This window comes from Kribbella pratensis (assembly GCF_004365355.1).
Lineage (GTDB): Bacteria > Actinomycetota > Actinomycetes > Propionibacteriales > Kribbellaceae > Kribbella.
The window spans coordinates 113,639-134,206 of record NZ_SODP01000005.1; the positions used below are offsets into that span (position 1 = coordinate 113,639).

Consider the following 20,568-nt stretch of genomic DNA (forward strand, 5'->3'; position numbering starts at 1 on the left):
GCACACTAGATGGTCGGTTCCGGTTCACGTTCACACCGTGTGGACGACCCGGGGCACCTGATTCCTAGGAGACCTGTTGTGAAGGCTGATATCCACCCGACGTACGTCGAGACCACGGTGACCTGCACCTGTGGCGCCACGTTCACCACGCGCTCGACCGCGGAGAACGGCGTGATCCACGCCGACGTGTGCTCGCAGTGCCACCCCTTCTACACCGGCAAGCAGAAGATTCTCGACACCGGTGGCCGGGTCGCCCGCTTCGAGAAGCGGTACGCCAAGAAGTAGCTTTCCTGCCGCGCGCCGGTTCCGCCTGTCCTGGGCGGGACCGGCGCGCGGTTTGTGTTGTCAGGGTTTGTCCGAGAGGAGGAGTGCGGCATGTTCGAGGCGGTTGAGACGCTGAAGGCGGAGTACGCCGAGCTGGAGCGGCAGATGGCTGAGCCGGAGCTGCACTCCGACCAGGCCAACGCCCGGCGGGTCGGCAAGCGGTACGCCGCGCTGGCGCCGGTGGTTCGCACGTACCACGAGTGGCAGCAGACCGGCGACGACATCGAGGCCGCGCGGGAGCTCGCCTCGGAGGACCCGGCGTTCGCCGAGGAGGCGACGCGGCTGACCGCACGCCGCGAGGAGCTGGCCGAGCGGCTGCAGACGCTGCTCGTGCCGCGGGACCCCAACGACGACAAGGACGCGATCCTCGAGATCAAGGCGGGTGAGGGCGGCGACGAGTCCGCGCTGTTCGCCGGCGACCTGTTGAAGATGTACCTGAAGTACGCCGAGTCGCAGAACTGGAAGACCGAGGTGCTCGACTCGGCCGAGTCCGACCTGGGCGGGTACAAGTCGATCACGGTCGCGGTGAAGGCGAAAGGTACGCCGGAGCCGGGCGATGCGCCGTACGCGAAGCTGAAGTTCGAGGGCGGCGTGCACCGGGTGCAGCGGGTGCCGGTGACCGAATCGCAGGGGCGGATCCACACGTCTGCCGCCGGCGTGCTGGTGCTGCCGGAGGCCGAGGACGTCGACGTCGAGATCGACCCGAACGACCTGCGGATCGATGTGTTCCGGTCGTCGGGTCCGGGCGGGCAGAGCGTCAACACGACGGACTCCGCCGTACGCATCACGCACCTGCCGACGGGCATCGTCGTGTCGATGCAGAACGAGAAGTCCCAGCTGCAGAACCGCGAGCAGGCGATGCGCGTACTGCGTGCGCGCTTGCTGGCTGCTGCGCAGGAGGCCGCCGACCAGGAGGCCTCCGACGCGCGCCGCTCGCAGATCCGCACCGTCGACCGCTCGGAGCGCGTCCGCACCTACAACTTCCCCGAGAACCGCTTCTCCGACCACCGGGTCGGCTACAAGGCCCACAACCTGGACCAGGTCCTCGGCGGCGAACTCGAGCCAGTCATCACAGCACTGACCGAAGCCGACCTCAACGCCCGGCTAGAGGCCGTCGAATCCCAGTGAACGAAAAAGAAACCCACCCCCTCGCTCCGCTCGGGGGCGGGGGAGTAGATGAGAGCCCGCCTCGGTCTGAGGGTGCGGGCAAGGGCTTCGCTCGGCCGGAGGCTGGGGGAGAGGCCTTGGCTCGGTCTGGGCGTGCGGGCGAGGGCTTGGCTCGGTCGGAGGCTGGGGGAGAGGGCTTGGCTCGGTCGGAGGCGGGGGGCGAGGGGTCGGCTCGGTCTGGGCGTGCGGGCGAGGGCTTGGCTCGGTCGGAGGCTGGGGGAGAGGGCTTGGCTCGGTCTGGGCGTGCGGGCGAGGGTTTGGCTCGGTCGGAGGCTGGGGGAGAGGGCTTGGCTCGGTCTGGGGGTGGGGACGCTCTGGACCGGCGGGATGCCGGGGGAGTGCGGGGGTTGGTTGCTGGGGCGGCTGGGAGGTTGGCTGCTGCGGGGGTTGTTTCGGCTGAGTATGACGCGGCTGAGTTGCTTGCGTTTGTTACCGGGTCCAGTCGGATGCAGCTGGCTGAGCCGAGTGAGGAGCAGCGGCGGGTTTATCGCGAGTTGATTGACCGGCGGGCGGCTCGCGAGCCCTTGCAGCATCTGACTGGTACGGCGGGGTTTCGGTATCGGGAGCTGGTTGTCGGGCCGGGGGTGTTCGTGCCGCGGCCGGAGACCGAGGTGATGGTCGGCTGGATTCTCGAGCGGATCGCCGGCGTGAAGAACCCGTTGGTGGTCGACCTCTGCTCCGGATCGGGTGCGATCGCCGGTGCGGTGGCGACCGAGCGCCCGGACAGCGTCGTACACGCTGTCGAGCTGTCCCCCGAGGCGTGCGTCTGGGCCCGGCGGAACCTGGACGGCACCGGCGCGATCCTGCACGAGGGCGACATCGACGGTTGCCTGCCGGAGCTCGACGGTCAGGTGGATGCGGTGATCTCCAACCCGCCGTACATCCCGTTGACTGCTTGGGAGTCCGTGACAGCCGAAGTACGCGACCACGACCCGGCGCTCGCCCTGTGGTCCGGCGACGACGGCCTCGATGAGATCAAGGTGGTCGCCGCCACCGCTGCCCGCCTGCTCAAACCCGGCGGCTGGTTCGCCTGCGAGCACGCCGACGTCCAGGGCGAGTCGGCCCCTGCCGTCTTCACCGCCACCGGCTCGTTCACCGAGGTCCGCGACCAACTGGACCTCTCCGGCCGCCACCGCTTCACCACCGGCCGCCGCATCTGACAATCTCACTGGTTAACCGCTGAGGCCGCCTCTTCGCCCGCCGCATGCGGGTCAGGAACGGACCATTTCCGTGATTAACCACAGCCGGGCGTGGCGGCGGGCTTAGCTGCGGGTGATGCCAGGGCGCCGAGGGGTTGGACGAGCGGGTGGGCGGGCTAGGTCCTGGGCGCGGATGCGGCTGGGTGCGGGTGCTTCGGGACGGCGGCGGTCGACGCGGCAGACGACCGGGAAGTGGTCCGTGCCGGGCAACCGGAGTACCTCGACCTCGCGGGCGACGAGGTCCGGGGTGGTGAAGAGGCGGTCGATGGAGCGGCCGTCCGGGGTCGTGACGGGTGGTGGGTTGCCGAAGGCATCTACCAGGCCGAGGGACTTGCCGAAGAAGTCCTCAGGGTTCGGCATGTTGAGATCGCCGGCGACGATCGCGCGCTGGATGCCGCGGGCCGCGAACTCCTCCCGCAAGTACGCCGCCAGTTGCTCGCCGGCCTCCCGCCCCGGCCCCTCGCGATAGGTGTACTCGACCCCCTCTGCGCTCCGGAACATGTGGATCGGGCACACCTGTCCGCCCACGATGTCGATCTCGCCGAGCGCCCCGAAGTCGCCCCGCACCACCAAGAATCCCTTGCCGTGGGCAACAAGCGGCTCGCCGGTTCGCCAATGCAGGAAGTCGATCGAGGGGTTCGGCAGGTCGATCCGATCCAGCTCGACCAGCGGGTACGACGACGCGATGCCGACGCCCAACCGACGTACACCCGGGATATGAGAGTCCGAGAACGCGTGCCGTACCAACTGCGCACCGGGCATCGCGGCCGCGGTCAGCCGTTCGAGCTGATCGCCGGAAGGGTCGAGCTCGGTCACGATCAGCACCTCCGGCCGCAACCTTGCCAGCGCCCGGCCGAAGTCCGCCGTACGGTCCTCGTCCACGTAGTTCCCAGACGAGTCGACGAAGCGACCGCCGGCGACATTCGCGAAAGCGATCGAGATCACTCGTAGATCACCAGCTCGGGTCGCGGCTTGAGCGCGAGCACCTGCGCCGGCGTCATCAACGGACCGTGCCGCGTGTCCTCGGTGTAGAAGAGTTTGAACCCGGCATGCACGGCCGGCGACAGCCCCGTCGTCAGCTTCGCCCACGTCTTGAGCTTGTCCTCGCGGGCGCCGATCCCGTCGACCGACTTGATCGTCACCACGCCCGGATGCGGCTTCAGCGCCCTCTCGTTGCTGACGATCCGCGCCGACAGCTGATGGAACACGAACACCTTCTCCGGCAGGTCGTTCGCCGTCACCAGCCCCGAGAGGTACGCCGCGATGCTGTCGAGCTCCGCGCCCGTCGTATGCCCGAAGACCCGTCCCGGCACCTGCCCCGGCCCGACCGCCCATTCCGGATCGAAAGCCAGCCCGACGTCCGGCTCCTTCAGCCATCGCTCGAGCCGCTTCACCTCGGGCAGGATCTTCGCCCGCCCCGGCTGGATGTCGAGCAGCAACAGCATCTTGTGCTTCCGCGCGACGGTCAGGTACCGCTCGATCGCCGCGTCGTCCAGCCGCCCGCGATACAGGCCGTCCTTGCCGCGCGACCCACGAGCGACGACGGCGATCAGCTCCATCACCGGCTGCGGAGTCCGACCGCCCGCGTACGCCTGTGCCAGCTTCTCGAGCTTGGCTGCCTTCGCGTCGAGGTCCTTGTCCAGCGGCCCGAGTGCAGGCGAGCCCGGTAGACCGACGTACCCGACGAGTTGGTACTTCGGGAAGATCACCCGCCCGCCCCGCGGCAGATCACCGTTCGCCGGCGGGGGAGGGGGAGTCGGCGTCGCGCGCACAGGCGTCGGCGCCGGCGAGCCGGCCGGTGCGGGTGACGGTGTATCGCTGCAGGCCGCAAGGCACAACAGGCCGACGGCCAGCGCCCCACAGACTCTCCGCACCGCACCAGCCAATCACACTCGATCCGCCGGGCCTGATCCGATCCAGCCCGCGCTTCCGACGCCGGCTGGAGCGACGTAGCTACTCCTTGTTCTGCTCGACGTAGGCGTCGATCTCGGTCAGCAGGGAGTCCTTCACCGTGTCGTCCGCGAACGACACCCGGACGGCGGTCTTCGCCAGCTCGGCGGCGCCGGTCGCGTCCAGGTCGAGCAGCCGCCCCGCGACGACGTACTCGTTGGTGAGGTCGGTGCCGAACATCGGCGGGTCGTCGGAGTTGATCGTGACCACCAAGCCGGCGTCGACCATCGCGCGCAGCGGGTGGACGTCGTACGACGCGACCGCGCGGGTGGCGATGTTCGACGTCGGGCTGACCTCGAGCGGGATCCGGTGCTCACGCAGGTACTCGACCAGCTCCGGGTCCTGCATCGTCGACGTACCGTGGCCGATCCGCTCGGCCTTCAGCACCCGGACCGCGTCCCAGATCGTCTCCGGTCCGGTCGTCTCGCCCGCATGCGGCACGCTGTGCAGACCCGCCGCGATCGCCGCGTCGAAGTGCGGCTGGAACTGCGGCCGCGGTACGCCGATCTCCGGACCGCCGAGCCCGAACCCGACCAGCCCCTCCGGCCGGATCTTGGTCGCGATCCGCAAGGTCTCGTCGGCGGCCGGGATCCCTGCCTCACCGGAGATGTCGAAGATCCAGCGCAGCACGAGTCCGAACTCCTTCTCGGCCGCGACCCGCGCGTCCTCGATCGCCTCGCAGAACGCCTCCGCCTGGATCCCGCGCACCACCGAGGTGTACGGCGTGACCGTGAGCTCGGCGTAGCGCAGGTTCTGCTGCTCGGCCATCTCGCGGGCGATCTCGTACGTCAGTAGCCGCACGTCCTCCGGCGTCTTGATCAGCTCGACGACGGACAGGTAGATGTCGATGAAATGCGCGAAGTCGCTGAACTTGAAGTACTCCGTCAGCGCGCCCGGATCGGCCGGCACCGGCGATCCCGGGTGCCGCGCGGCGAGCTCGGCGACGATCCGCGGCGACGCGGACCCGACGTGGTGGACATGCAACTCGGCCTTCGGCAACCCGGCGAGGAACTCACGCGACACAGTCATGACCGGGATCTTAAGGAGCTCGCGGACCGGTCTGCCCGGAAATTGACAATCGATTGTCAGCATCGACCCGGTTAGGGGCGGGGCCCGCCTGAGTGGCACGATTCACCCCGTGAGTGAGCGCTTCGACTTCACCGGGGACGAACTGGCACCGGCGTACCGCGCGGCTGTGGACGCCATCGAGGCCGGCGACCTGGTCGTCCTGCCGACCGACACCGTGTACGGCATCGCCGCGGACGCCTTCAAGGCCGACGCCGTCCAGCGGCTGCTGGACGCCAAGGGCCGCGGCCGGGACATGCCGCCGCCGGTGCTGATCTCGGTGGCCGAGTCGCTGGACGCGCTCGCCACCGACGTACCGGACAGCGGGCGCAAGCTCGCGCAGGAGTTCTGGCCCGGGCCGCTGACGCTGATCTGCCACGCGCAGACCTCGCTGATGTGGGACCTGGGGGAGACACAGGGCACGGTCGCGCTCCGGGTGCCTGACCACGAGAACACCCGCGAACTGCTGTCCCGGACCGGGCCGCTCGCGGTCAGCTCGGCGAACAAGTCCGGTCAGCCGGCGGCGCTGGACGTGTACGACGCCGAGGAGCAGCTGGCCGAATCGGTCGCGGTGTACCTCGACGGCGGCCAGGTCAGCGGCGGCGAACCGTCCACGATCGTCGACATCACCGGCGAGACACCCCGCGTGGTCCGCGTCGGCGCTCTCTCGCTCGAGCAGCTGCGCGCCGTCGTCCCCGAGGTCAGCACCGAGGGCGACGAAACCAAGCCGGACGAACCGACGGACGAGCCGAAGACGGACGAGCCGAAGACGGACGAGCCGAAGCCAACTGACGAGCCGGTCGCGGCGTCCAACGAGGGCGACGAGAAGTCCGATCCAGATGCGAGGCCTGCCGACTAGTGCGCGAGTACCTGCTGGTCCTGTTCGTGGCGATGGCCACGACCTTCTTGCTGACCGGCGTCGCCCGGCAGATCGCGCTGCGGTACGGCGCGGTCGCCAAGGTCCGGGCCCGGGACGTGCACAAGGTACCGATCCCGTACTTCGGCGGCCTGTCGATCCTCGGCGGCCTGATCGCCGCGTACATCGTCGCCTCCAACCTGCCGTTCCTCGGCAACAGCCTGCAGGTGGCCCACGATGCCCGCGCCATCCTGGTCGGCGGCGTGGTGATCTGCGCGGTCGGCGTGGTCGACGACCTGTACGAGCTGGACGCGATCACCAAGCTGGCCGGCGAGGTCCTCGCGGTCGGCGTACTAGTTGTCCAAGGCATCCAGTTGTACTGGCTGCCGCTGCCCGGCGGCGTGATCTCGCCGTCGCCCGCGCAGCTGGCGGTGCTGACCGCCGGCATCCTGCTGGTCTCCTGCAACGCGGTGAACTTCGTCGACGGCCTGGACGGCCTCGCGGCCGGCGTGACCGCGATCGGCGCGACGGCGTTCTTCGCGTACTCGTACCTGCTGAACTTCCACGAGAACCTCGACCGGGCGACCACTTCGACCCTGATCACGGTCGCGCTGGCCGGCGCCTGCCTCGGTTTCCTGCCGCACAACTTCTTCCCCGCCAGGGTCTTCATGGGCGACTCCGGCGCCCTGCTGATCGGCCTGATGCTGGCCGCGTCGACGATCAGCCTGACCGGCCAGATGGACCCGAACGCCGTCCCGTACGAGGTCGGCGGCTCGAGCCTGCTGCCCGCGTTGCTTCCGTTGGTCCTCCCCATCGCCATCCTCGCGATCCCCGCACTGGACCTGACGCTCGCCTACATCCGCCGTACCAAGGCCGGCCGCTCGCCGTTCGCGGCCGACAAGCAGCACCTCCACCACCGCCTGATGCAACGCGGCCACTCGCACCGCCGCGCCGTCCTGCTGATGTACCTCTGGACCGCCCTGATCGCGTACGGCGTCGTGGTTCTCGGCCTTGTCCTGTACTGGTGGACGGCCCTGATCGTGCTGGCCGTCGCGGTCACCGCGGTCCTGCTCACGACCGGTCTCCCGAGGCGTTCCCGGAAACCGCTCGCCAAAGTTTGATCCTCGCCGGTCGGGACCAGACCACTCGCCTTCCTGGCATACCGATAAGGTGTGGCTGTACAGCGGGAAGGACGCTCGTTTTGCTGACGGTGCAGACTTTGTGCTAGTTTTCACAAGCACCAGCAAAGAACAGCGACACCCCTGACCCCGCCCACCCGACGAATTGGCCGCGAGCCAGTTTCGCCAGCAGGACGGAACCACCAGATGGCTCCTACGGACCACAGCCCGAAACCCGCCGGACAAGCGACAAAGCACCCGGCGCTGGCAATGCTGCGTGGCGCTCTGATCGCCGCACTGGTCGTCGGAGTCAATGCGACCGCTGTGTCCACGGTCGCGGCCGGTGTCGCCGGTCTCTGGGGCGCACTGCTCGGCCTGCTGATGGTGATCGTCTTCTCCGGCGCCGGTCTGATCGCGCTGCACCTGTCCCGCAAGACTTCTCCGACCATGCAGCTGGCCGTTGCGATGGCGTCGTACACCGGACGGATCGCGGTCTTCGGCGGTCTGCTCGCGGTCGCGCTGAGCTCGGACAGCCTGGCCAGGCACGTGAATCTGACCGTGCTCGGCCTGGTCGCCCTGGTCGTCGTGATGGGCTGGATGGCCGGCGAGATCTGGGCCTGGTCCCGGCTCCGCGTGCCGATCTACGACCTCGACAAAGAGGTGACCGCATGAGCACGCTTGGTAGTGATTCCCGTGCTGTGGTGGAGATTACTGGGGCCGATGTGACCGCATCTGTCGCCAACTGGTACGTTTCGGGTGCCAATGAGCGAGCATCAGGATCCGAAGCCATCACCCCCGAATTCGGGCGACGGCTGGCGGGTCCTGTCCTACTTGATCGGCGGTGTCCTGCTCTACGGGGGCATCGGCTTCGGGCTGGATCGCCTCTTCGGCACCGAATTCTTGCTTCCGGTGGGCATCGTCCTCGGTGCCGGGCTCACCATCCTGCTGCTGCACTTCCGGTACGGAAAGTCTTAAACCCTTCGGGGCAAGGACGGATCCGCACCGGGTCTGACGTTGTTGACCGCCATGCCCTGAGCCGCCCTGCCCTTACGTACAAGGCGTCCGACTTGAGCACGACGCGAGAGGAGACCCGGTGACCGCCGGCGTTCCGACCGAGTTCATCGCACCCGGTCCACAGAGCTTCGACACCCCGCCGATCATCAACGGCGTGGACTGGTTCACCAAGCCCGTTCTGGTCAGCATGCTGACCGTCGTGGTCATCGTGTGGTTCTACTGGGCTGCGTCCCGCAAGTCCGCGATCGTTCCGAGCAGACTGCAGTTCGCCGGCGAGCTCGGGTACAACTTCGTGCGCAACTCGATCGCCCGGGACGCGATCGGCAGCCAGGAGTACATGAAGTACGTGCCGTACCTGTGCGGCCTGTTCTACTTCATCCTGCTGAACAACGTTGCGGCGACCATCCCGCTGATCCAGTTCCCGACCTTCAGCCACATCGGCTGGGCGTACTCGGCGGCGATCCTGAGCTGGATCATCTACAACGCGGTCGGCATCCGCAAGCACGGCCTCTGGGGCTACTTCAAGCACCAGACGATGCCCGCCGGTGTGCCGTGGTGGCTGATGCCGCTGATGATCCCGATCGAGTTCATCTCGAACATCGTGGTCCGGCCGATCTCGCTGAGCCTGCGGCTGTTCGCGAACATGTTCGCCGGGCACATCCTGCTGCTCGTGTTCGTGCTCGGCGCCGACTACCTGGTGTTCGAGTCCGGCAAGGTGCTGCTCGCCGGCGTAGGTGTCGTCACCTTCCTGATGGGCCTCGCGATCGCCGGGCTGGAGCTGTTCGTCCAGTGCATCCAGGCCTACATCTTCGTGGTGCTGACCGCGCAGTACATCGGCAGCGCCATCGCCGAGGACCACTGATCCGCAGTACCCCCTACATAGACCCGTAGTAACGGAAACCCGGATAGTCCCTATCCGTACCGAAAGGAAACACCTGAAATGGCTCTCGAGATTGCCGGCAACATCGCAGTCCTCGGCTACGGCCTCGCCGCGATCGGCCCGGGCGTCGGCGTCGGTCTGATCTTCGCTGCCGTCATCAACGGCACCGCGCGTCAGCCGGAGGCCCAGAGCAAGCTGCAGTCGATCGCGTGGATCGGCTTCGGCGTCACCGAGGTTCTGGCGATCATCGGTATCGCGCTCGCCTTCGTCTTCAAGGCCAGCTGACCCAACTTTCCAGACTGACTGACAGGACTCAGACATGATGACGATGGTGCTACCTCTGGCCGCGGCCGCGGGCGAGGACGTCAACCCGCTGCTTCCGCACACCGCCGAGATCATCTTCGCCTTCGTCTTCCTGATCCTGCTGGCCATCGCCTTCGCCAAGGTGGTCGTCCCGAAGTTCGAGAAGGCTTACGCCGACCGGACCCAGGCGATCGAAGGCGGGATGGAAGACGCCAAGCAGGCCCAGGCCGAAGCGAAGGCGGCTTTGGAGAAGTACAACGCGCAGCTGGCGAATGCCCGCCAGGAGGCTGCGAAGATCCGCGAGGACGCCCGCGAGCAGGGCGCCCAGATCATCGCGGAGATGCGCGAGCAGGCGAACGCGGAGGCCGAGCGGATCGTCACGCACGCGCGCACCCAGATCGACGCCGAGCGGGCCCAGGCGGTCGCCTCGCTGCGCCGCGAGGTCGGCACGATGGCGACCACCCTGGCCTCCCGGATCGTCGGTGAGTCGCTCGAGGACGAGGCGCGCCAGCGCCGGACCGTCGAGCGCTTCCTGGCGGAGCTGGAGGAGTCGGAGTCGGCTCGTCAGGCCGTCGGAACGGACCGCTGATGCGCGGCGCGTCGCACGAGTCACTCGCCCGGGCCGAAGAGGCCCTGGCGGGTGTGAGCCCGGCCGAGTCGCTGGGCGGCGAGCTGTTCTCGATCGCCAAGCTGCTCGACGGCAACGGCGCGCTCCGGCGCGCGCTGACCGACCCGGCCCGTCCGAAGGACACCAAGGTCGGCCTGGCGCAGCAGCTGTTCGGCGGCAAGATCTCCCCCCAGGCGTTGGAGATCCTGTCCGTCGCGGTGTCCGGCCGCTGGGTCAGCGGTCGTGACCTGGCCGACGCCCTCGACCAGCTGAGTGTCGAGGCCGAGGTGGCGTACGCCGACAGCCGCGGGAAGCTCGACGAGGTCGAGGACGAGCTGTTCCGGCTGGACCGCGTGGTCGCGGTCGAGCGGGCCCTGGCCGACAAGCTGGGGGACCGGGTGATCCCGGTCGAGCACCGCCAGCAGCTGATCCGCGGGTTGCTGGAGGGCAAGGCCGACGTCAGTACGGTGCGGCTGGCCGAGCGGGCCGTGGACGGGCGGGGCCGGAGCTTCGCGGCGTCGATGCGGAGCTACCAGGTCGCCGCGGCGGCCCGGCGCAACGCCAGCATCGCGACCGTGCGGGTGGCCACCGACCTGTCGGAGGCGGAGCGCACCCGGCTGGCCGACGCGCTCAGCCGGCAGTACGGCCGCCAGGTCCAGCTGAACGTGATCGTCGACCCGCAGGTGGTCGGCGGCGTCCGGGTGGACATCGGCGACGAAGTGATCGACGGAACCATCGCGGCCCGGCTCGACGAAGCGCAGCGGCGCATCGCGGGCTGACGGCTCACAGACAACAGGCCAGCAAGGTCAAGGAAGCAGGATATAGAGATGGCTGAGCTCACGATCAGGCCGGAGGAGATCCGGGACGCCCTGGATCAGTTCGTTCACGAGTACCAACCCGCCGAGACGTCCGCGGAAGAGGTCGGCACCGTCGTCGACGCCGGCGACGGTATCGCGCACGTCGAGGGTCTGCCCTCGGCGATGACCAACGAACTGCTCGAGTTCGAGGACGGCACCCGGGGCATCGCGCTGAACCTGGACGTCCGCGACATCGGTGTCGTCGTTCTCGGTGAGTTCGACGGGATCGAGGAGGGCCAGCAGGTCCGCCGGACCGGTCAGGTGCTGTCGGTTCCGGTCGGCGAGGGCTACCTCGGCCGGGTCGTCGACCCGCTGGGCAAGCCCATCGACGGCCTGGGCGAGATCCAGGGCCTCGAGGGCGACCGCGCGCTGGAGCTGCAGGCGGCCGGCGTGATGGACCGCCAGGAGGTCCGCCAGCCGCTGCAGACCGGTATCAAGGCGATCGACGGGATGATCCCGATCGGACGTGGCCAGCGTGAGCTGATCATCGGCGACCGCAAGACCGGCAAGACCGCGATCGCGATCGACACGATCATCAACCAGAAGGCGAACTGGGAGTCCGGCGACCCGGACAAGCAGGTCCGCTGCATCTACGTCGCCATCGGCCAGAAGGGCTCGACGATCGCCGCCGTCCGCGGCGCGCTCGAAGAGGCCGGCGCGATGGAGTACACCACGATCGTCGCCTCCCCGGCGTCCGACCCGGCCGGCTTCAAGTACGTCGCGCCGTACACCGGCTCGGCCATCGGCCAGCACTGGATGTACCAGGGCAAGCACGTGCTGATCGTCTTCGACGACCTGACCAAGCAGGCCGAGGCGTACCGCGCGATGTCGCTGCTGCTGCGCCGCCCGCCGGGCCGCGAGGCGTACCCGGGTGACGTCTTCTACCTGCACAGCCGTCTGCTCGAGCGTTGCGCGAAGCTGTCCGACGAGCTCGGCGCGGGCTCGATGACCGGTCTGCCGATCATCGAGACCAAGGCCAACGACGTCTCGGCGTTCATCCCGACCAACGTCATCTCGATCACCGACGGCCAGATCTTCCTGCAGTCGGACCTGTTCAACGCCAACATCCGGCCGGCCATCGACGTCGGTATCTCGGTCTCCCGGGTCGGCGGCGCCGCGCAGGTCAAGGGCATGAAGAACGTGTCCGGCTCGCTGAAGATCGACCTGGCCCAGTTCCGGGCGATGGAGGCGTTCGCGATGTTCGCGTCCGACCTCGACGCCACCTCCCGCCGGCAGCTCGACCGCGGTCAGCGGCTGGTCCAGCTGCTGCGTCAGCCGCAGTACTCGCCGTACCCGGTGGAGGACCAGATCGTCTCCATCTGGGCCGGTACCCGCGGCCACTTCGACGACGTGCCGGTCGACGACGTACTCCGCTTCGAGCGGGACTTCCTGGACTACCTGCGGCGCGAGAGCAAGGTGCTCGACGCGATCCGTGAGTCCGGGCTGTTCGGCGACGACGAGGCGCAGGCCGTCACCGACGCCCTGAAGGCGTTCAAGCCGACGTTCCAGACCTCCGAGGGCACCCTGCTGGGGACCGAGGCCGAGGCCGAGGCGATGGACGAAGAGGACGTCGAGCAGGAGCAGATCGTCAAGCAGAAGCGGAGCTGACCGATGCCGGCCAACCTGCGGGAGCTTCGTGATCGGAAGGCCTCGGTCTCCACGATCAAGAAGCTCACCCGTGCGATGGAGCTCATCGCGGCGTCCCGGATCGTCAAGGCGCAGCAGCGCGCCCAGGCGGCCGGTCCGTACGCGCGTGAGCTCACCCGCGCCGTGTCGGCGGTGGCGACGTTCTCGAACGTCGACCACCCGCTGACCACCGAGAAGCCGAACCCCAAGCGGGCCGCCGTTCTGCTGATCACCTCCGACCGCGGCCAGGCCGGTGCGTACTCGGCGAACGTGATCCGTGAGGGCGAGCGGCTGCACCAGATGCTGCGGGAGGACGACAAGCAGATCGTCTCCTACCTCAGCGGCCGCAAGGGACTGGCGTACTACACGTTCCGGCAGCGCGAGATCGCGCAGTCGTGGACCGGCGACTCCGACGCGCCGTCGTTCGCCCGGGCCCGGGAGATCGCGGATGCGCTGATCGAGGCGTTCCTGACCCCGACCGAGGAGGGCGGCGTGGACGAGATCCATATCGTCTTCACCCGGTTCGTGTCGATGCTGACCCAGCGCCCGGACGTGATCCGGCTGCTGCCGCTGGAGGTCATCGAGGGCGAGGAGGCGCCGGCCGCGGACGACGTCCTGCCGCTGTACGAGTTCGAGCCGTCCGCCGAAGAGGTGCTCGACGGGCTGCTGCCGAAGTACGTCGCCAGCCGGATCCACTACTGCATGCTGCAGGCGGCTGCGTCCGAGCTGGCCAACCGGCAGCGGGCGATGAAGTCTGCGACCGACAACGCGCAGGACCTGATCGAGAGCCTGACCCGGGATCTGAACCAGGCCCGGCAGGCACAAATTACCCAGGAAATCAGCGAGATCGTCGGTGGCGCCAGCGCGCTGGCCGACGCGAACGCCGGGAGCGAGTGAGAGAGATGACTGCCACGGTTACCGAGAAGAACAACGAGGCGGGTGCCACCGGCATCGGTCGCGTCGCCCGGGTGATCGGCCCGGTCGTCGACGTCGAGTTCCCAGTGGACGCGATGCCGGACATGTACAACGCGCTCGAGGTGGACATCACCCTGGGCGACCTGACCCAGACGATCACCCTCGAGGTTGCGCTGCACGTCGGTGACAACATCGTCCGCGCGATCTCGATGAAGCCGACCGACGGCCTGGTCCGTGGCGCCGAGGTGCGCGACACCGGCGCTGCGATCTCGGTGCCGGTCGGCGACGTCACCAAGGGCCGGGTCTGGTCGGTCACCGGCAAGTGCCTGAGCCAGGACGAGTCCGAGTTCGAGATCACCGAGCGCTGGCCGATCCACCGCAAGGCGCCGGCCTTCGACCAGCTCGAGTCCAAGACCGAGATGCTGGAGACCGGCATCAAGGTGCTCGACCTGCTCACGCCGTACGTGCAGGGCGGGAAGATCGGCCTGTTCGGCGGTGCGGGTGTCGGCAAGACCGTTCTGATCCAGGAGATGATCTACCGGATCGCCCACAACTTCGGTGGTACGTCGGTGTTCGCCGGCGTGGGCGAGCGGACCCGTGAGGGCAACGACCTCATCAACGAGATGGAAGAGGCCGGCGTCTTCAAGGACACCGCACTGGTGTTCGGCCAGATGGACGAGCCGCCGGGCACGCGCCTGCGGGTCGCGCTGTCGGCGCTGACGATGGCGGAGTACTTCCGCGACGTCGCGCAGCAGGACGTGCTGCTGTTCATCGACAACATCTTCCGGTTCACCCAGGCCGGTTCCGAGGTCTCCACGCTGCTCGGCCGGATGCCGAGCGCCGTCGGTTACCAGCCGAACCTCGCCGACGAGATGGGCGTGCTGCAGGAGCGGATCACGTCGACCCGCGGTCACTCGATCACCTCGATGCAGGCGATCTACGTGCCCGCCGACGACTACACCGACCCGGCGCCGGCCACCACGTTCGCGCACCTGGACGCGACCACCGAGCTCTCGCGTGACATCGCCGCCCGGGGTCTGTACCCGGCCGTCGACCCGCTGACCTCGACGTCGCGGATCCTCGACCCGCAGTACATCGGCCAGGAGCACTACGACGTGGCCGTCCGGGTGAAGCAGATCCTGCAGAAGAACAAGGAACTGCAGGACATCATCGCGATCCTCGGTGTCGACGAGCTCTCCGAAGAGGACAAGATCACCGTCGCCCGCGCGCGCCGGATCGAGCAGTTCCTCTCGCAGAACACCTACATGGCGGAGAAGTTCACCAACATCCCGGGTTCGACCGTGCCGCTGAAGGACACGATCGAGTCGTTCAAGAAGATCACCGAGGGCGAGTACGACCACGTCGCCGAGCAGGCCTTCTTCAACGTCGGTTCGCTCGAGGACGTCGACCGCAAGTGGGCCGAGCTGCAGAAGGAAAACTGAGATGGCTGACCACTTGGAGGTGGCGCTCGTCGCCGCCGAGCGGACGGTCTGGCAGGGCGAGGCGAAGATCGTGATCGCCCGCACCACGGACGGCGACGTCGGCATCCTGCCCGGCCACGCGCCACTGCTGGGGCTGCTGCAGGGCGGCACCGTCCAGGTGCGGACCGTCGACGACGAGTACTTCGTCGCGGCCGCGCCGGACGGGTTCATCTCGGTGGCCAACGACCGGGTCTCGATCCTGGCCGAGAACGCCGAGATGGGTCACGACATCGACCTGGAGGAGGCTCGGCGCGAGCTCGAGCAGGCGCTGGCGGCCGGTCTGGCCGACGCCGACGCCGACGAGTTGCGCCTCGCCGAGGCCAGGGTCCGGGCCGCCGAACAGACCTCGTAACCCCACCTGCCATAATCAAATATCGTCACTGACAGTACGGTTCTCCTCCGGTGCCCGGGGTGTACCGGACATTGGGCACCGGAAAGGGTCGGCAAGGTATGAGGACAGTCCTCGATGTCGTCGGGGTCTGTCTGCTTGCCGCCGTACTGTTCATCGTGCTTGTCGCGTTCCGCCGTCGCTGGTTGTCCAGGGACGGCGGAACTTTTGATTGCAGCCTGCAGCTCGCCGAGAAGGACCACGGCCGCGGCTGGGCCCTCGGCCTGGCCCGCTACGTCGGCGACGAGCTGCAGTGGTTCCGCGTTTTCAGCCTGGCGTGGTGGCCGAAGCTCGTCGTCAACCGCCGCCAGCTCGAGGGCATCAGCACCCGCCGCCCGATGGGCAACGAGCCCCTGGTGACGTACGCCGGTCATGTCATAGTCGACGCCGACCTCAAAGGACGCACCGTCCACTTCGCCATGACCGAAGAAGCCCTCACCGGCGTCCTGGCCTGGATGGAATCCGCACCTCCCAGCACCCAGACCTACCTGTAGTCCGCTCGTCGTAGGAGTGTCAGGGCCACGATAAGTACGTCGTGGACGAGCACACTGGACCGGTGGAAGCATGGGAGTTCGGCCGGGCGGTCCGTCGATGGCGCGATCGGGTGTCGCCCGGCGCGGTGGGTCTGCCACCGGGCAGCCGTCGCCGTGCGACCGGGCTGCGGCGGGAGGAGCTCGCCGCCCTGGCGGGTATCTCGGCCGACTACCTGACCCGGCTGGAACAAGGCCGGGCGACATCGCCGTCGCCGCAGGTGGTCGAGGCGCTGGCTCGCGCGCTGCGAGTGTCCGATTCCGAGCGTGACCTGCTCTTCGAGCTGGCCGGGCTCTCGGCGCCGGGCCCGGACGTGGTGCCGTCGCGGATCAGTGCGAGCGTGCAACGGCTGCTTGATCGGGTGGCAGACACACCGGTGGCTGTGTACGACGCGACGTGGACGCTGCTCGACGCCAACACGCCGTACGACGCGCTGATGGGCGAGACGACCGCGTGGCAAGGGCTCGAGCGGAATGCGCTCTGGCGCAACTTCGTCGGGCCCGGTTCCCGCGTGATTCATTCGCCCGAGGAGAAAACGGAGCTGCTGGCCGGGCAGGTGGCCGACCTGCGCCGGACTGCGGCGCGCTATCCGGCGGACCGTCAGTTGCGCGCGCTGGTCCGCGAGCTCGCGGAGCACAGTCCGCAGTTCGCTGACCTGTGGGCGCGGGACGACCCGGAGCTGTACTCCGAGCCGTCGAAGCGCAAGGTGGTCGATCATCCGACCGTCGGGCCGATCGCTCTCGACTGCGACGTTCTGTTCGTCGCCGCCGACGACGTACGGCTGATGATCTACACTGCCGAGCCGGGTACCGAGGACGCGGACCGGCTGGCCCTTGCGGTCGTCCTCGGGACGCAGCAGCTGGTGGAGTGAGCGCCGGTCCTGGCCCTCTCGGTCCTACGAAAACCAGACGGCTGTTCGGGCGCCGACGACCGACCGAGACTCGTCGTATGAACTCGCAGAATGCATGGATCATCACCGGGCCGACGTCCGGCATCGGCCGTCGTACCGCCCTCGAACTCGCCGCGTACGGCACGGTCGTACTGGTCGGGCGCGATCCGGCCAAGCTCGCCGTGGTCGAGCAGCAGATCGAGGCGCGAGGCGGACAGGCGGTTCCGGTCGTCGCCGACTTCTCCGATGTCGGGAGCGTACGGCGAGCCGCCGGCGAGATCGTCGCCCTCGGCCTGCAGATCGCCGGGGTGCTGAACAACGCCGGCATCTTCCCGCTGGAGAGCCGCACGACGCGGCAGGGTTGGGATCTCACGTACGCGACCAACCACCTCGGTCCGTTCGCCTTCACGGAGGCTCTTGTGCCGCACCTGCCGGACGGTGCCAATGTGGTGTTCGTCTGCTCCGCCGTCGAGGATCCCGAACGCAGGCCTGCCGTCATGGCCGGGTTTCGCGGCGCACGTTTCGTCTCGGTCGAGGCGAGTGTCCGTGGTGAGTGGAAGCCAGGCGGGTCCACGCGACCCGGCCTCGACGCCTACGCGACCTCGAAGCAGGGCAATCTCGCGACGGTACTGGCGTTCGCGCGCGAGACGCCCCGCCTGCGCTTCAACGCGGTCGAGCCGGGATTCAGCCCCGGTAGCGGCCTCAGCCGTGACGCCGGACCGCTGCTGGTGTTCTTGTCGAAGTACGTCCTGTCGCCGTTGGCGCCGATGATCAAGTACTGGAGCACGCCGAAGCGCGCCGCTCGGGTGATCGCCGAGGTCCTGACCGCCGACTCCGACGCGTCGGGCGTCTACTACGACGAGCGCGGCAAGCCGATGCTCGGCTCGGCGCAGGTGCGTGATCCCGGGTTCAGCGAGCGGGTTGTCGCGGAGACGCGGGCGTTCCTCGCGACCGTTCCGGCCGCGCCGTAATTCGATAGTTTGCGGCATGCGGTGCGTGCCATCATCTCCGGCATGGAGACATACTTCTTCCGCGTCGGCGAAGGTCCTGCCTGGTAATCCACCGCCTACTGCGGGGCACTCGGCACGGCGCCTCGCCGCACGGGTGCAAAGGGAACGATGCTCCGCATCGCCCCCTTCGCCCCCGCACGCCGATGCACCGCACCGAGCACCTCCTCGCTACGGCGCTGGATCACCAGCCAGGACCTGGCTTCCCGCTGGCCTGTTCGAGGTTTCCCGCGGTCAGCGATGCGGGAGTGACCGGTTGGTTGTTCCCGGGTGCTATCCGGGAGATTCTCCATGCACTTGGTGCTGGTGCGGACTGTTGCGGGGTTGGAAAAGCTGGCGGCTGAAGAAGTCGTCGCTGCGGGGCATCGGGTGGTTGAGATGTCCAAGCGGCAGGTGGTTGTCGAGTGGGCGCCGGGCGAGTCCGCTCGGCCGCGGCTGGCGGACGATGTCTTCGTCGTCCATGGTGTTGTGGTGGATCCTGGGCGGACCCGGGACGCGCTGGCGGCGGCGGTTCGGTCGCTGGAGTTGCCGGCGGGGCAGGGTGCGTTCGCGGTTAGTGCGTCGTTCGTCGGACCGCGGAACTTCAACCGGTTCGATATCGAGGACCTGGTGGGTGCGCGGCTCGGCGGGCGGTACTACTCGCGGCGCGATGGTGCGGTGCCGCCGGCCGAGCGGTCCGAGTGGCGGGTCGTGCTGGATGGGAAGACGTTGTGGGTCGGACTGCGCCCGTACGCCGTACCGCTGCATCGGCGGGGCTGGCGGACGCGCACCGTGCGGGGGAGTCTGCATCCGCCCGTTGCCGCTGCGATGGCGCGGCTGGCGGGGATCGCGCCAGACCACCGGGTCGTCGACCCGTTCTGCGGCGCCGGGACACTCCTGCTCGAAGCACACGCAGTCGAGCCACGAGCAAGCTACACAGGTATCGATCGGGATCCGACCGCGATCGCCGCCGCCCACGAAAACGCCGCAGGCGCGGGTATCAGGTGGCGGTGTGGTGATGCGGCTCGGCTGGAGGGGACCGTCGATCGGATCGTGACCAATCCGCCGTGGAACGTGCAGTTGAGCATCGGCGACCTCACGCCGTACCTCCGTCGATGGCACCGAGCTCTCGACGGTCGCCTGGTTGCGATCCTCAACCCGCAGCAGGCTGCCGGATTCGGCCGCGGTTGGCGCGTCGACGCCGTCTACGACCTGTCCGTCGCCGGGCAGCATCCGCGGATTGTCGTTGCCGAGCCGTCTCGGTCTTGACATGCGCATGTACCGTTCGTAGGTTCCTGCGCATACGTAAGAGCAATCCGGAAGTAGCTCATACCAGAGTGCTCATACGTATGAACGTGCAGCCGCTCTAGTTGCAGGAGAATGCGTGAAAGCGCCGAGACAATCCGATGTCGCCCGGCTCGCGGGCGTGTCGCAGTCCGCTGTGTCCCGGGTGGTCAGCGGGGACATCGACCGGATCCCGGCGGAGACCCAGGAGCGGATCCGGGCCGCGGTGAAGGAGCTCGGATACGTCCCGAACGCGGCCGCCCGGAACCTCCGCAACAAACGCAACCGGCTCCTCGGCGTACACACCTTCGAGGCCGTGTTCCCGCACGCACGTGAGGACTTCTACTTCGAGTTCCTGCTCGGGATCGAGGAGCGCGCCGAGGAGATCGGGTACGACCTGGTCCTGTTCACCTCGACCGGGACCAGCGACGGCCGGCGCCGGATCTACCGCAACGGGACGAACCGGCTGAACCTCGCCGACGGCACCGTGCTGCTCGGTGCCGCGACCGACCGCGAGGAGCTGGCGCGGCTGTGGCACGACGGGTACCTGTTCGTGCACATCGGTCGTCGCGAGGTCGCCGACGCAGAGATCCCGTGCATCATCCCGGACTATGTCTCGGCTGCGGACCGGCTCGTCACGTCCCTGGCCGAGCGCGGTCACCAGCACTTCGCCTACCTGCACTCGGGGATCGACCAGGAGGCGTACGCCGATCGCCGGGCCGGCTACCGCGCCGCGATCGAGCGGCTCGGGCTGCACGACCGCTCGCCCGGATTCCGCGGCGAACCGGAGCTTACCGAGGAGTGGCTGGACGAACTGGCGTCCGGACCCGAGACCGCGGTGGTCGCCGAGACCGTCGGCCTGGCCGAGCAACTGCGGACCGGGTTGGCAGTGCGTGGGTTGAGCATCCCGGCGGACCTGTCGGTCGCGGTGCTGGAGGGGCCGGGCAACGAAGCCGGTCACCGCTGGGACTGCCTGGTCGTCCCGCGCAAGGAGATCGGCCGGATCGCGATCGACGCCCTGGTGGCCCGGGTCGAGAACCCGGACGAGGAACCGGTCAGCCGACTGGTGGCCTGTGAGCTGGTGGCCGGCGAAACCGTTGCCGCGCCACCCCAATCGAAGGAGTGACG

The 20,568-nt window shown here is 68.3% G+C and carries 23 protein-coding genes; 20 read left to right on the forward strand and 3 right to left on the reverse strand.

Annotation, left to right across the window (positions count from 1 at the left end; translation table 11 throughout):
- Positions 1-78: 78 nt before the first annotated feature.
- The 3 genes from rpmE to prmC all read left to right on the forward strand — a co-directional run bounded on the left by rpmE (position 79) and on the right by prmC (position 2,651).
- Positions 79-285, forward strand: coding sequence for a 50S ribosomal protein L31 (gene rpmE, locus EV653_RS38660; RefSeq protein ID WP_134111279.1), 207 nt, complete (start codon positions 79-81; stop codon positions 283-285).
- 90 nt (positions 286-375) lie between these two features.
- Positions 376-1,452, forward strand: coding sequence for a peptide chain release factor 1 (prfA, locus tag EV653_RS38665; protein WP_134111281.1), 1,077 nt, complete (start codon positions 376-378; stop codon positions 1,450-1,452).
- A gap of 377 nt (positions 1,453-1,829) precedes the next feature.
- Positions 1,830-2,651 (forward strand): peptide chain release factor N(5)-glutamine methyltransferase, encoded by an 822-nt coding sequence (prmC, locus tag EV653_RS38670; RefSeq protein WP_134111697.1) that lies wholly within the window; start codon positions 1,830-1,832, stop codon positions 2,649-2,651.
- Between the two features lie 102 nt (positions 2,652-2,753).
- On the opposite strand, the gene EV653_RS38675 is transcribed toward prmC, so the two are convergent.
- From EV653_RS38675 to EV653_RS38685, 3 genes are all read right to left on the reverse strand, one after another.
- The gene (locus EV653_RS38675; protein ID WP_134111283.1) at positions 2,754-3,635 is read right to left on the reverse strand and encodes an endonuclease/exonuclease/phosphatase family protein; all 882 of its coding nucleotides are present in this window, start codon (positions 3,633-3,635) and stop codon (positions 2,754-2,756) included.
- Positions 3,632-4,564 carry a hypothetical protein gene (locus EV653_RS38680; protein WP_134111285.1) on the reverse strand — a complete coding sequence of 311 codons (933 nt, stop codon included), beginning with the start codon at positions 4,562-4,564 and terminating at the stop codon, positions 3,632-3,634. Before EV653_RS38680 ends, EV653_RS38675 begins: the two co-directional genes overlap by 4 nt.
- A gap of 79 nt (positions 4,565-4,643) precedes the next feature.
- On the reverse strand, positions 4,644-5,669 hold the full coding sequence (locus EV653_RS38685; protein ID WP_134111287.1) for an adenosine deaminase: 1,026 nt from the start codon (positions 5,667-5,669) through the stop codon (positions 4,644-4,646).
- Positions 5,670-5,778: 109 nt separating this feature from the next.
- Between EV653_RS38685 and EV653_RS38690 the strand changes: the two genes are divergently transcribed.
- The 17 genes from EV653_RS38690 to EV653_RS38770 all read left to right on the forward strand — a co-directional run bounded on the left by EV653_RS38690 (position 5,779) and on the right by EV653_RS38770 (position 20,566).
- Positions 5,779-6,564 carry an L-threonylcarbamoyladenylate synthase gene (locus EV653_RS38690; RefSeq protein WP_238160740.1) on the forward strand — a complete coding sequence of 262 codons (786 nt, stop codon included), beginning with the start codon at positions 5,779-5,781 and terminating at the stop codon, positions 6,562-6,564.
- On the forward strand, positions 6,564-7,682 hold the full coding sequence (locus EV653_RS38695) for a glycosyltransferase family 4 protein (protein WP_134111291.1): 1,119 nt from the start codon (positions 6,564-6,566) through the stop codon (positions 7,680-7,682). The genes EV653_RS38690 and EV653_RS38695 overlap by 1 nt, the downstream gene beginning before the upstream one ends.
- Positions 7,683-7,886: 204 nt before the next feature.
- Positions 7,887-8,351: a hypothetical protein gene (locus tag EV653_RS38700; RefSeq protein ID WP_134111293.1), complete on the forward strand. Its 465-nt coding sequence runs from the start codon at positions 7,887-7,889 to the stop codon at positions 8,349-8,351.
- Positions 8,352-8,441: 90 nt separating this feature from the next.
- A complete protein-coding gene (locus EV653_RS38705; RefSeq protein WP_134111295.1) occupies positions 8,442-8,654 on the forward strand; it encodes an AtpZ/AtpI family protein in 213 nt (70 codons plus the stop codon).
- 118 nt (positions 8,655-8,772) lie between these two features.
- Positions 8,773-9,555, forward strand: a complete 783-nt coding sequence (gene atpB / locus EV653_RS38710; RefSeq protein ID WP_134111297.1) for a F0F1 ATP synthase subunit A — start codon at positions 8,773-8,775, stop codon at positions 9,553-9,555.
- Between the two features lie 78 nt (positions 9,556-9,633).
- On the forward strand, positions 9,634-9,858 hold the full coding sequence (gene atpE, locus EV653_RS38715; RefSeq protein WP_130448646.1) for an ATP synthase F0 subunit C: 225 nt from the start codon (positions 9,634-9,636) through the stop codon (positions 9,856-9,858).
- 34 nt (positions 9,859-9,892) lie between these two features.
- Positions 9,893-10,465, forward strand: coding sequence for a F0F1 ATP synthase subunit B (locus EV653_RS38720; RefSeq protein ID WP_134111299.1), 573 nt, complete (start codon positions 9,893-9,895; stop codon positions 10,463-10,465).
- Positions 10,465-11,262, forward strand: a complete 798-nt coding sequence (locus EV653_RS38725) for a F0F1 ATP synthase subunit delta (protein WP_134111301.1) — start codon at positions 10,465-10,467, stop codon at positions 11,260-11,262. The genes EV653_RS38720 and EV653_RS38725 overlap by 1 nt, the downstream gene beginning before the upstream one ends.
- A 48-nt stretch (positions 11,263-11,310) precedes the next feature.
- A complete protein-coding gene (gene atpA / locus EV653_RS38730; RefSeq protein ID WP_134111303.1) occupies positions 11,311-12,948 on the forward strand; it encodes a F0F1 ATP synthase subunit alpha in 1,638 nt (545 codons plus the stop codon).
- 3 nt (positions 12,949-12,951) lie between these two features.
- Positions 12,952-13,863 (forward strand): F0F1 ATP synthase subunit gamma, encoded by a 912-nt coding sequence (locus EV653_RS38735; protein WP_134111305.1) that lies wholly within the window; start codon positions 12,952-12,954, stop codon positions 13,861-13,863.
- 5 nt (positions 13,864-13,868) lie between these two features.
- Positions 13,869-15,323, forward strand: a complete 1,455-nt coding sequence (gene atpD / locus EV653_RS38740) for a F0F1 ATP synthase subunit beta (protein WP_134111307.1) — start codon at positions 13,869-13,871, stop codon at positions 15,321-15,323.
- Between the two features lies 1 nt (position 15,324).
- On the forward strand, positions 15,325-15,714 hold the full coding sequence (locus tag EV653_RS38745) for a F0F1 ATP synthase subunit epsilon (protein ID WP_134111309.1): 390 nt from the start codon (positions 15,325-15,327) through the stop codon (positions 15,712-15,714).
- Between the two features lie 98 nt (positions 15,715-15,812).
- On the forward strand, positions 15,813-16,244 hold the full coding sequence (locus EV653_RS38750) for a DUF2550 domain-containing protein (protein ID WP_134111311.1): 432 nt from the start codon (positions 15,813-15,815) through the stop codon (positions 16,242-16,244).
- Between the two features lie 62 nt (positions 16,245-16,306).
- On the forward strand, positions 16,307-17,152 hold the full coding sequence (locus EV653_RS38755) for a helix-turn-helix transcriptional regulator (RefSeq protein ID WP_134111313.1): 846 nt from the start codon (positions 16,307-16,309) through the stop codon (positions 17,150-17,152).
- Positions 17,153-17,229: 77 nt separating this feature from the next.
- Entirely contained in the window at positions 17,230-18,141 is a 912-nt protein-coding gene (locus EV653_RS38760) for an SDR family NAD(P)-dependent oxidoreductase (protein ID WP_134111315.1), read from the forward strand.
- 414 nt (positions 18,142-18,555) lie between these two features.
- Complete coding sequence (locus tag EV653_RS38765; protein ID WP_166679696.1) at positions 18,556-19,425, forward strand: TRM11 family SAM-dependent methyltransferase; 870 nt, start codon at positions 18,556-18,558, stop codon at positions 19,423-19,425.
- Between the two features lie 115 nt (positions 19,426-19,540).
- A complete protein-coding gene (locus EV653_RS38770; protein WP_134111319.1) occupies positions 19,541-20,566 on the forward strand; it encodes a LacI family DNA-binding transcriptional regulator in 1,026 nt (341 codons plus the stop codon).
- Positions 20,567-20,568 lie beyond the last annotated feature (2 nt).

What these genes read in the sequence shown, in the direction of transcription:
- prfA (WP_134111281.1), top strand. Translation starts at nt 376, where the DNA reads ATGTTCGAGGCGGTTGAGACGCTGAAGGCGGAGTACGCCGAGCTGGAG.
- EV653_RS38685 (WP_134111287.1), bottom strand. Translation starts at nt 5,669, where the DNA reads ATGACTGTGTCGCGTGAGTTCCTCGCCGGGTTGCCGAAGGCCGAGTTG.
- EV653_RS38700 (WP_134111293.1), top strand. Translation starts at nt 7,887, where the DNA reads ATGGCTCCTACGGACCACAGCCCGAAACCCGCCGGACAAGCGACAAAG.
- EV653_RS38705 (WP_134111295.1), top strand. Translation starts at nt 8,442, where the DNA reads ATGAGCGAGCATCAGGATCCGAAGCCATCACCCCCGAATTCGGGCGAC.
- atpE (WP_130448646.1), top strand. Translation starts at nt 9,634, where the DNA reads ATGGCTCTCGAGATTGCCGGCAACATCGCAGTCCTCGGCTACGGCCTC.
- EV653_RS38720 (WP_134111299.1), top strand. Translation starts at nt 9,893, where the DNA reads ATGATGACGATGGTGCTACCTCTGGCCGCGGCCGCGGGCGAGGACGTC.
- EV653_RS38725 (WP_134111301.1), top strand. Translation starts at nt 10,465, where the DNA reads ATGCGCGGCGCGTCGCACGAGTCACTCGCCCGGGCCGAAGAGGCCCTG.
- atpA (WP_134111303.1), top strand. Translation starts at nt 11,311, where the DNA reads ATGGCTGAGCTCACGATCAGGCCGGAGGAGATCCGGGACGCCCTGGAT.
- EV653_RS38735 (WP_134111305.1), top strand. Translation starts at nt 12,952, where the DNA reads ATGCCGGCCAACCTGCGGGAGCTTCGTGATCGGAAGGCCTCGGTCTCC.
- atpD (WP_134111307.1), top strand. Translation starts at nt 13,869, where the DNA reads ATGACTGCCACGGTTACCGAGAAGAACAACGAGGCGGGTGCCACCGGC.
- EV653_RS38745 (WP_134111309.1), top strand. Translation starts at nt 15,325, where the DNA reads ATGGCTGACCACTTGGAGGTGGCGCTCGTCGCCGCCGAGCGGACGGTC.
- EV653_RS38750 (WP_134111311.1), top strand. Translation starts at nt 15,813, where the DNA reads ATGAGGACAGTCCTCGATGTCGTCGGGGTCTGTCTGCTTGCCGCCGTA.
- EV653_RS38760 (WP_134111315.1), top strand. Translation starts at nt 17,230, where the DNA reads ATGAACTCGCAGAATGCATGGATCATCACCGGGCCGACGTCCGGCATC.
- EV653_RS38765 (WP_166679696.1), top strand. Translation starts at nt 18,556, where the DNA reads ATGTCCAAGCGGCAGGTGGTTGTCGAGTGGGCGCCGGGCGAGTCCGCT.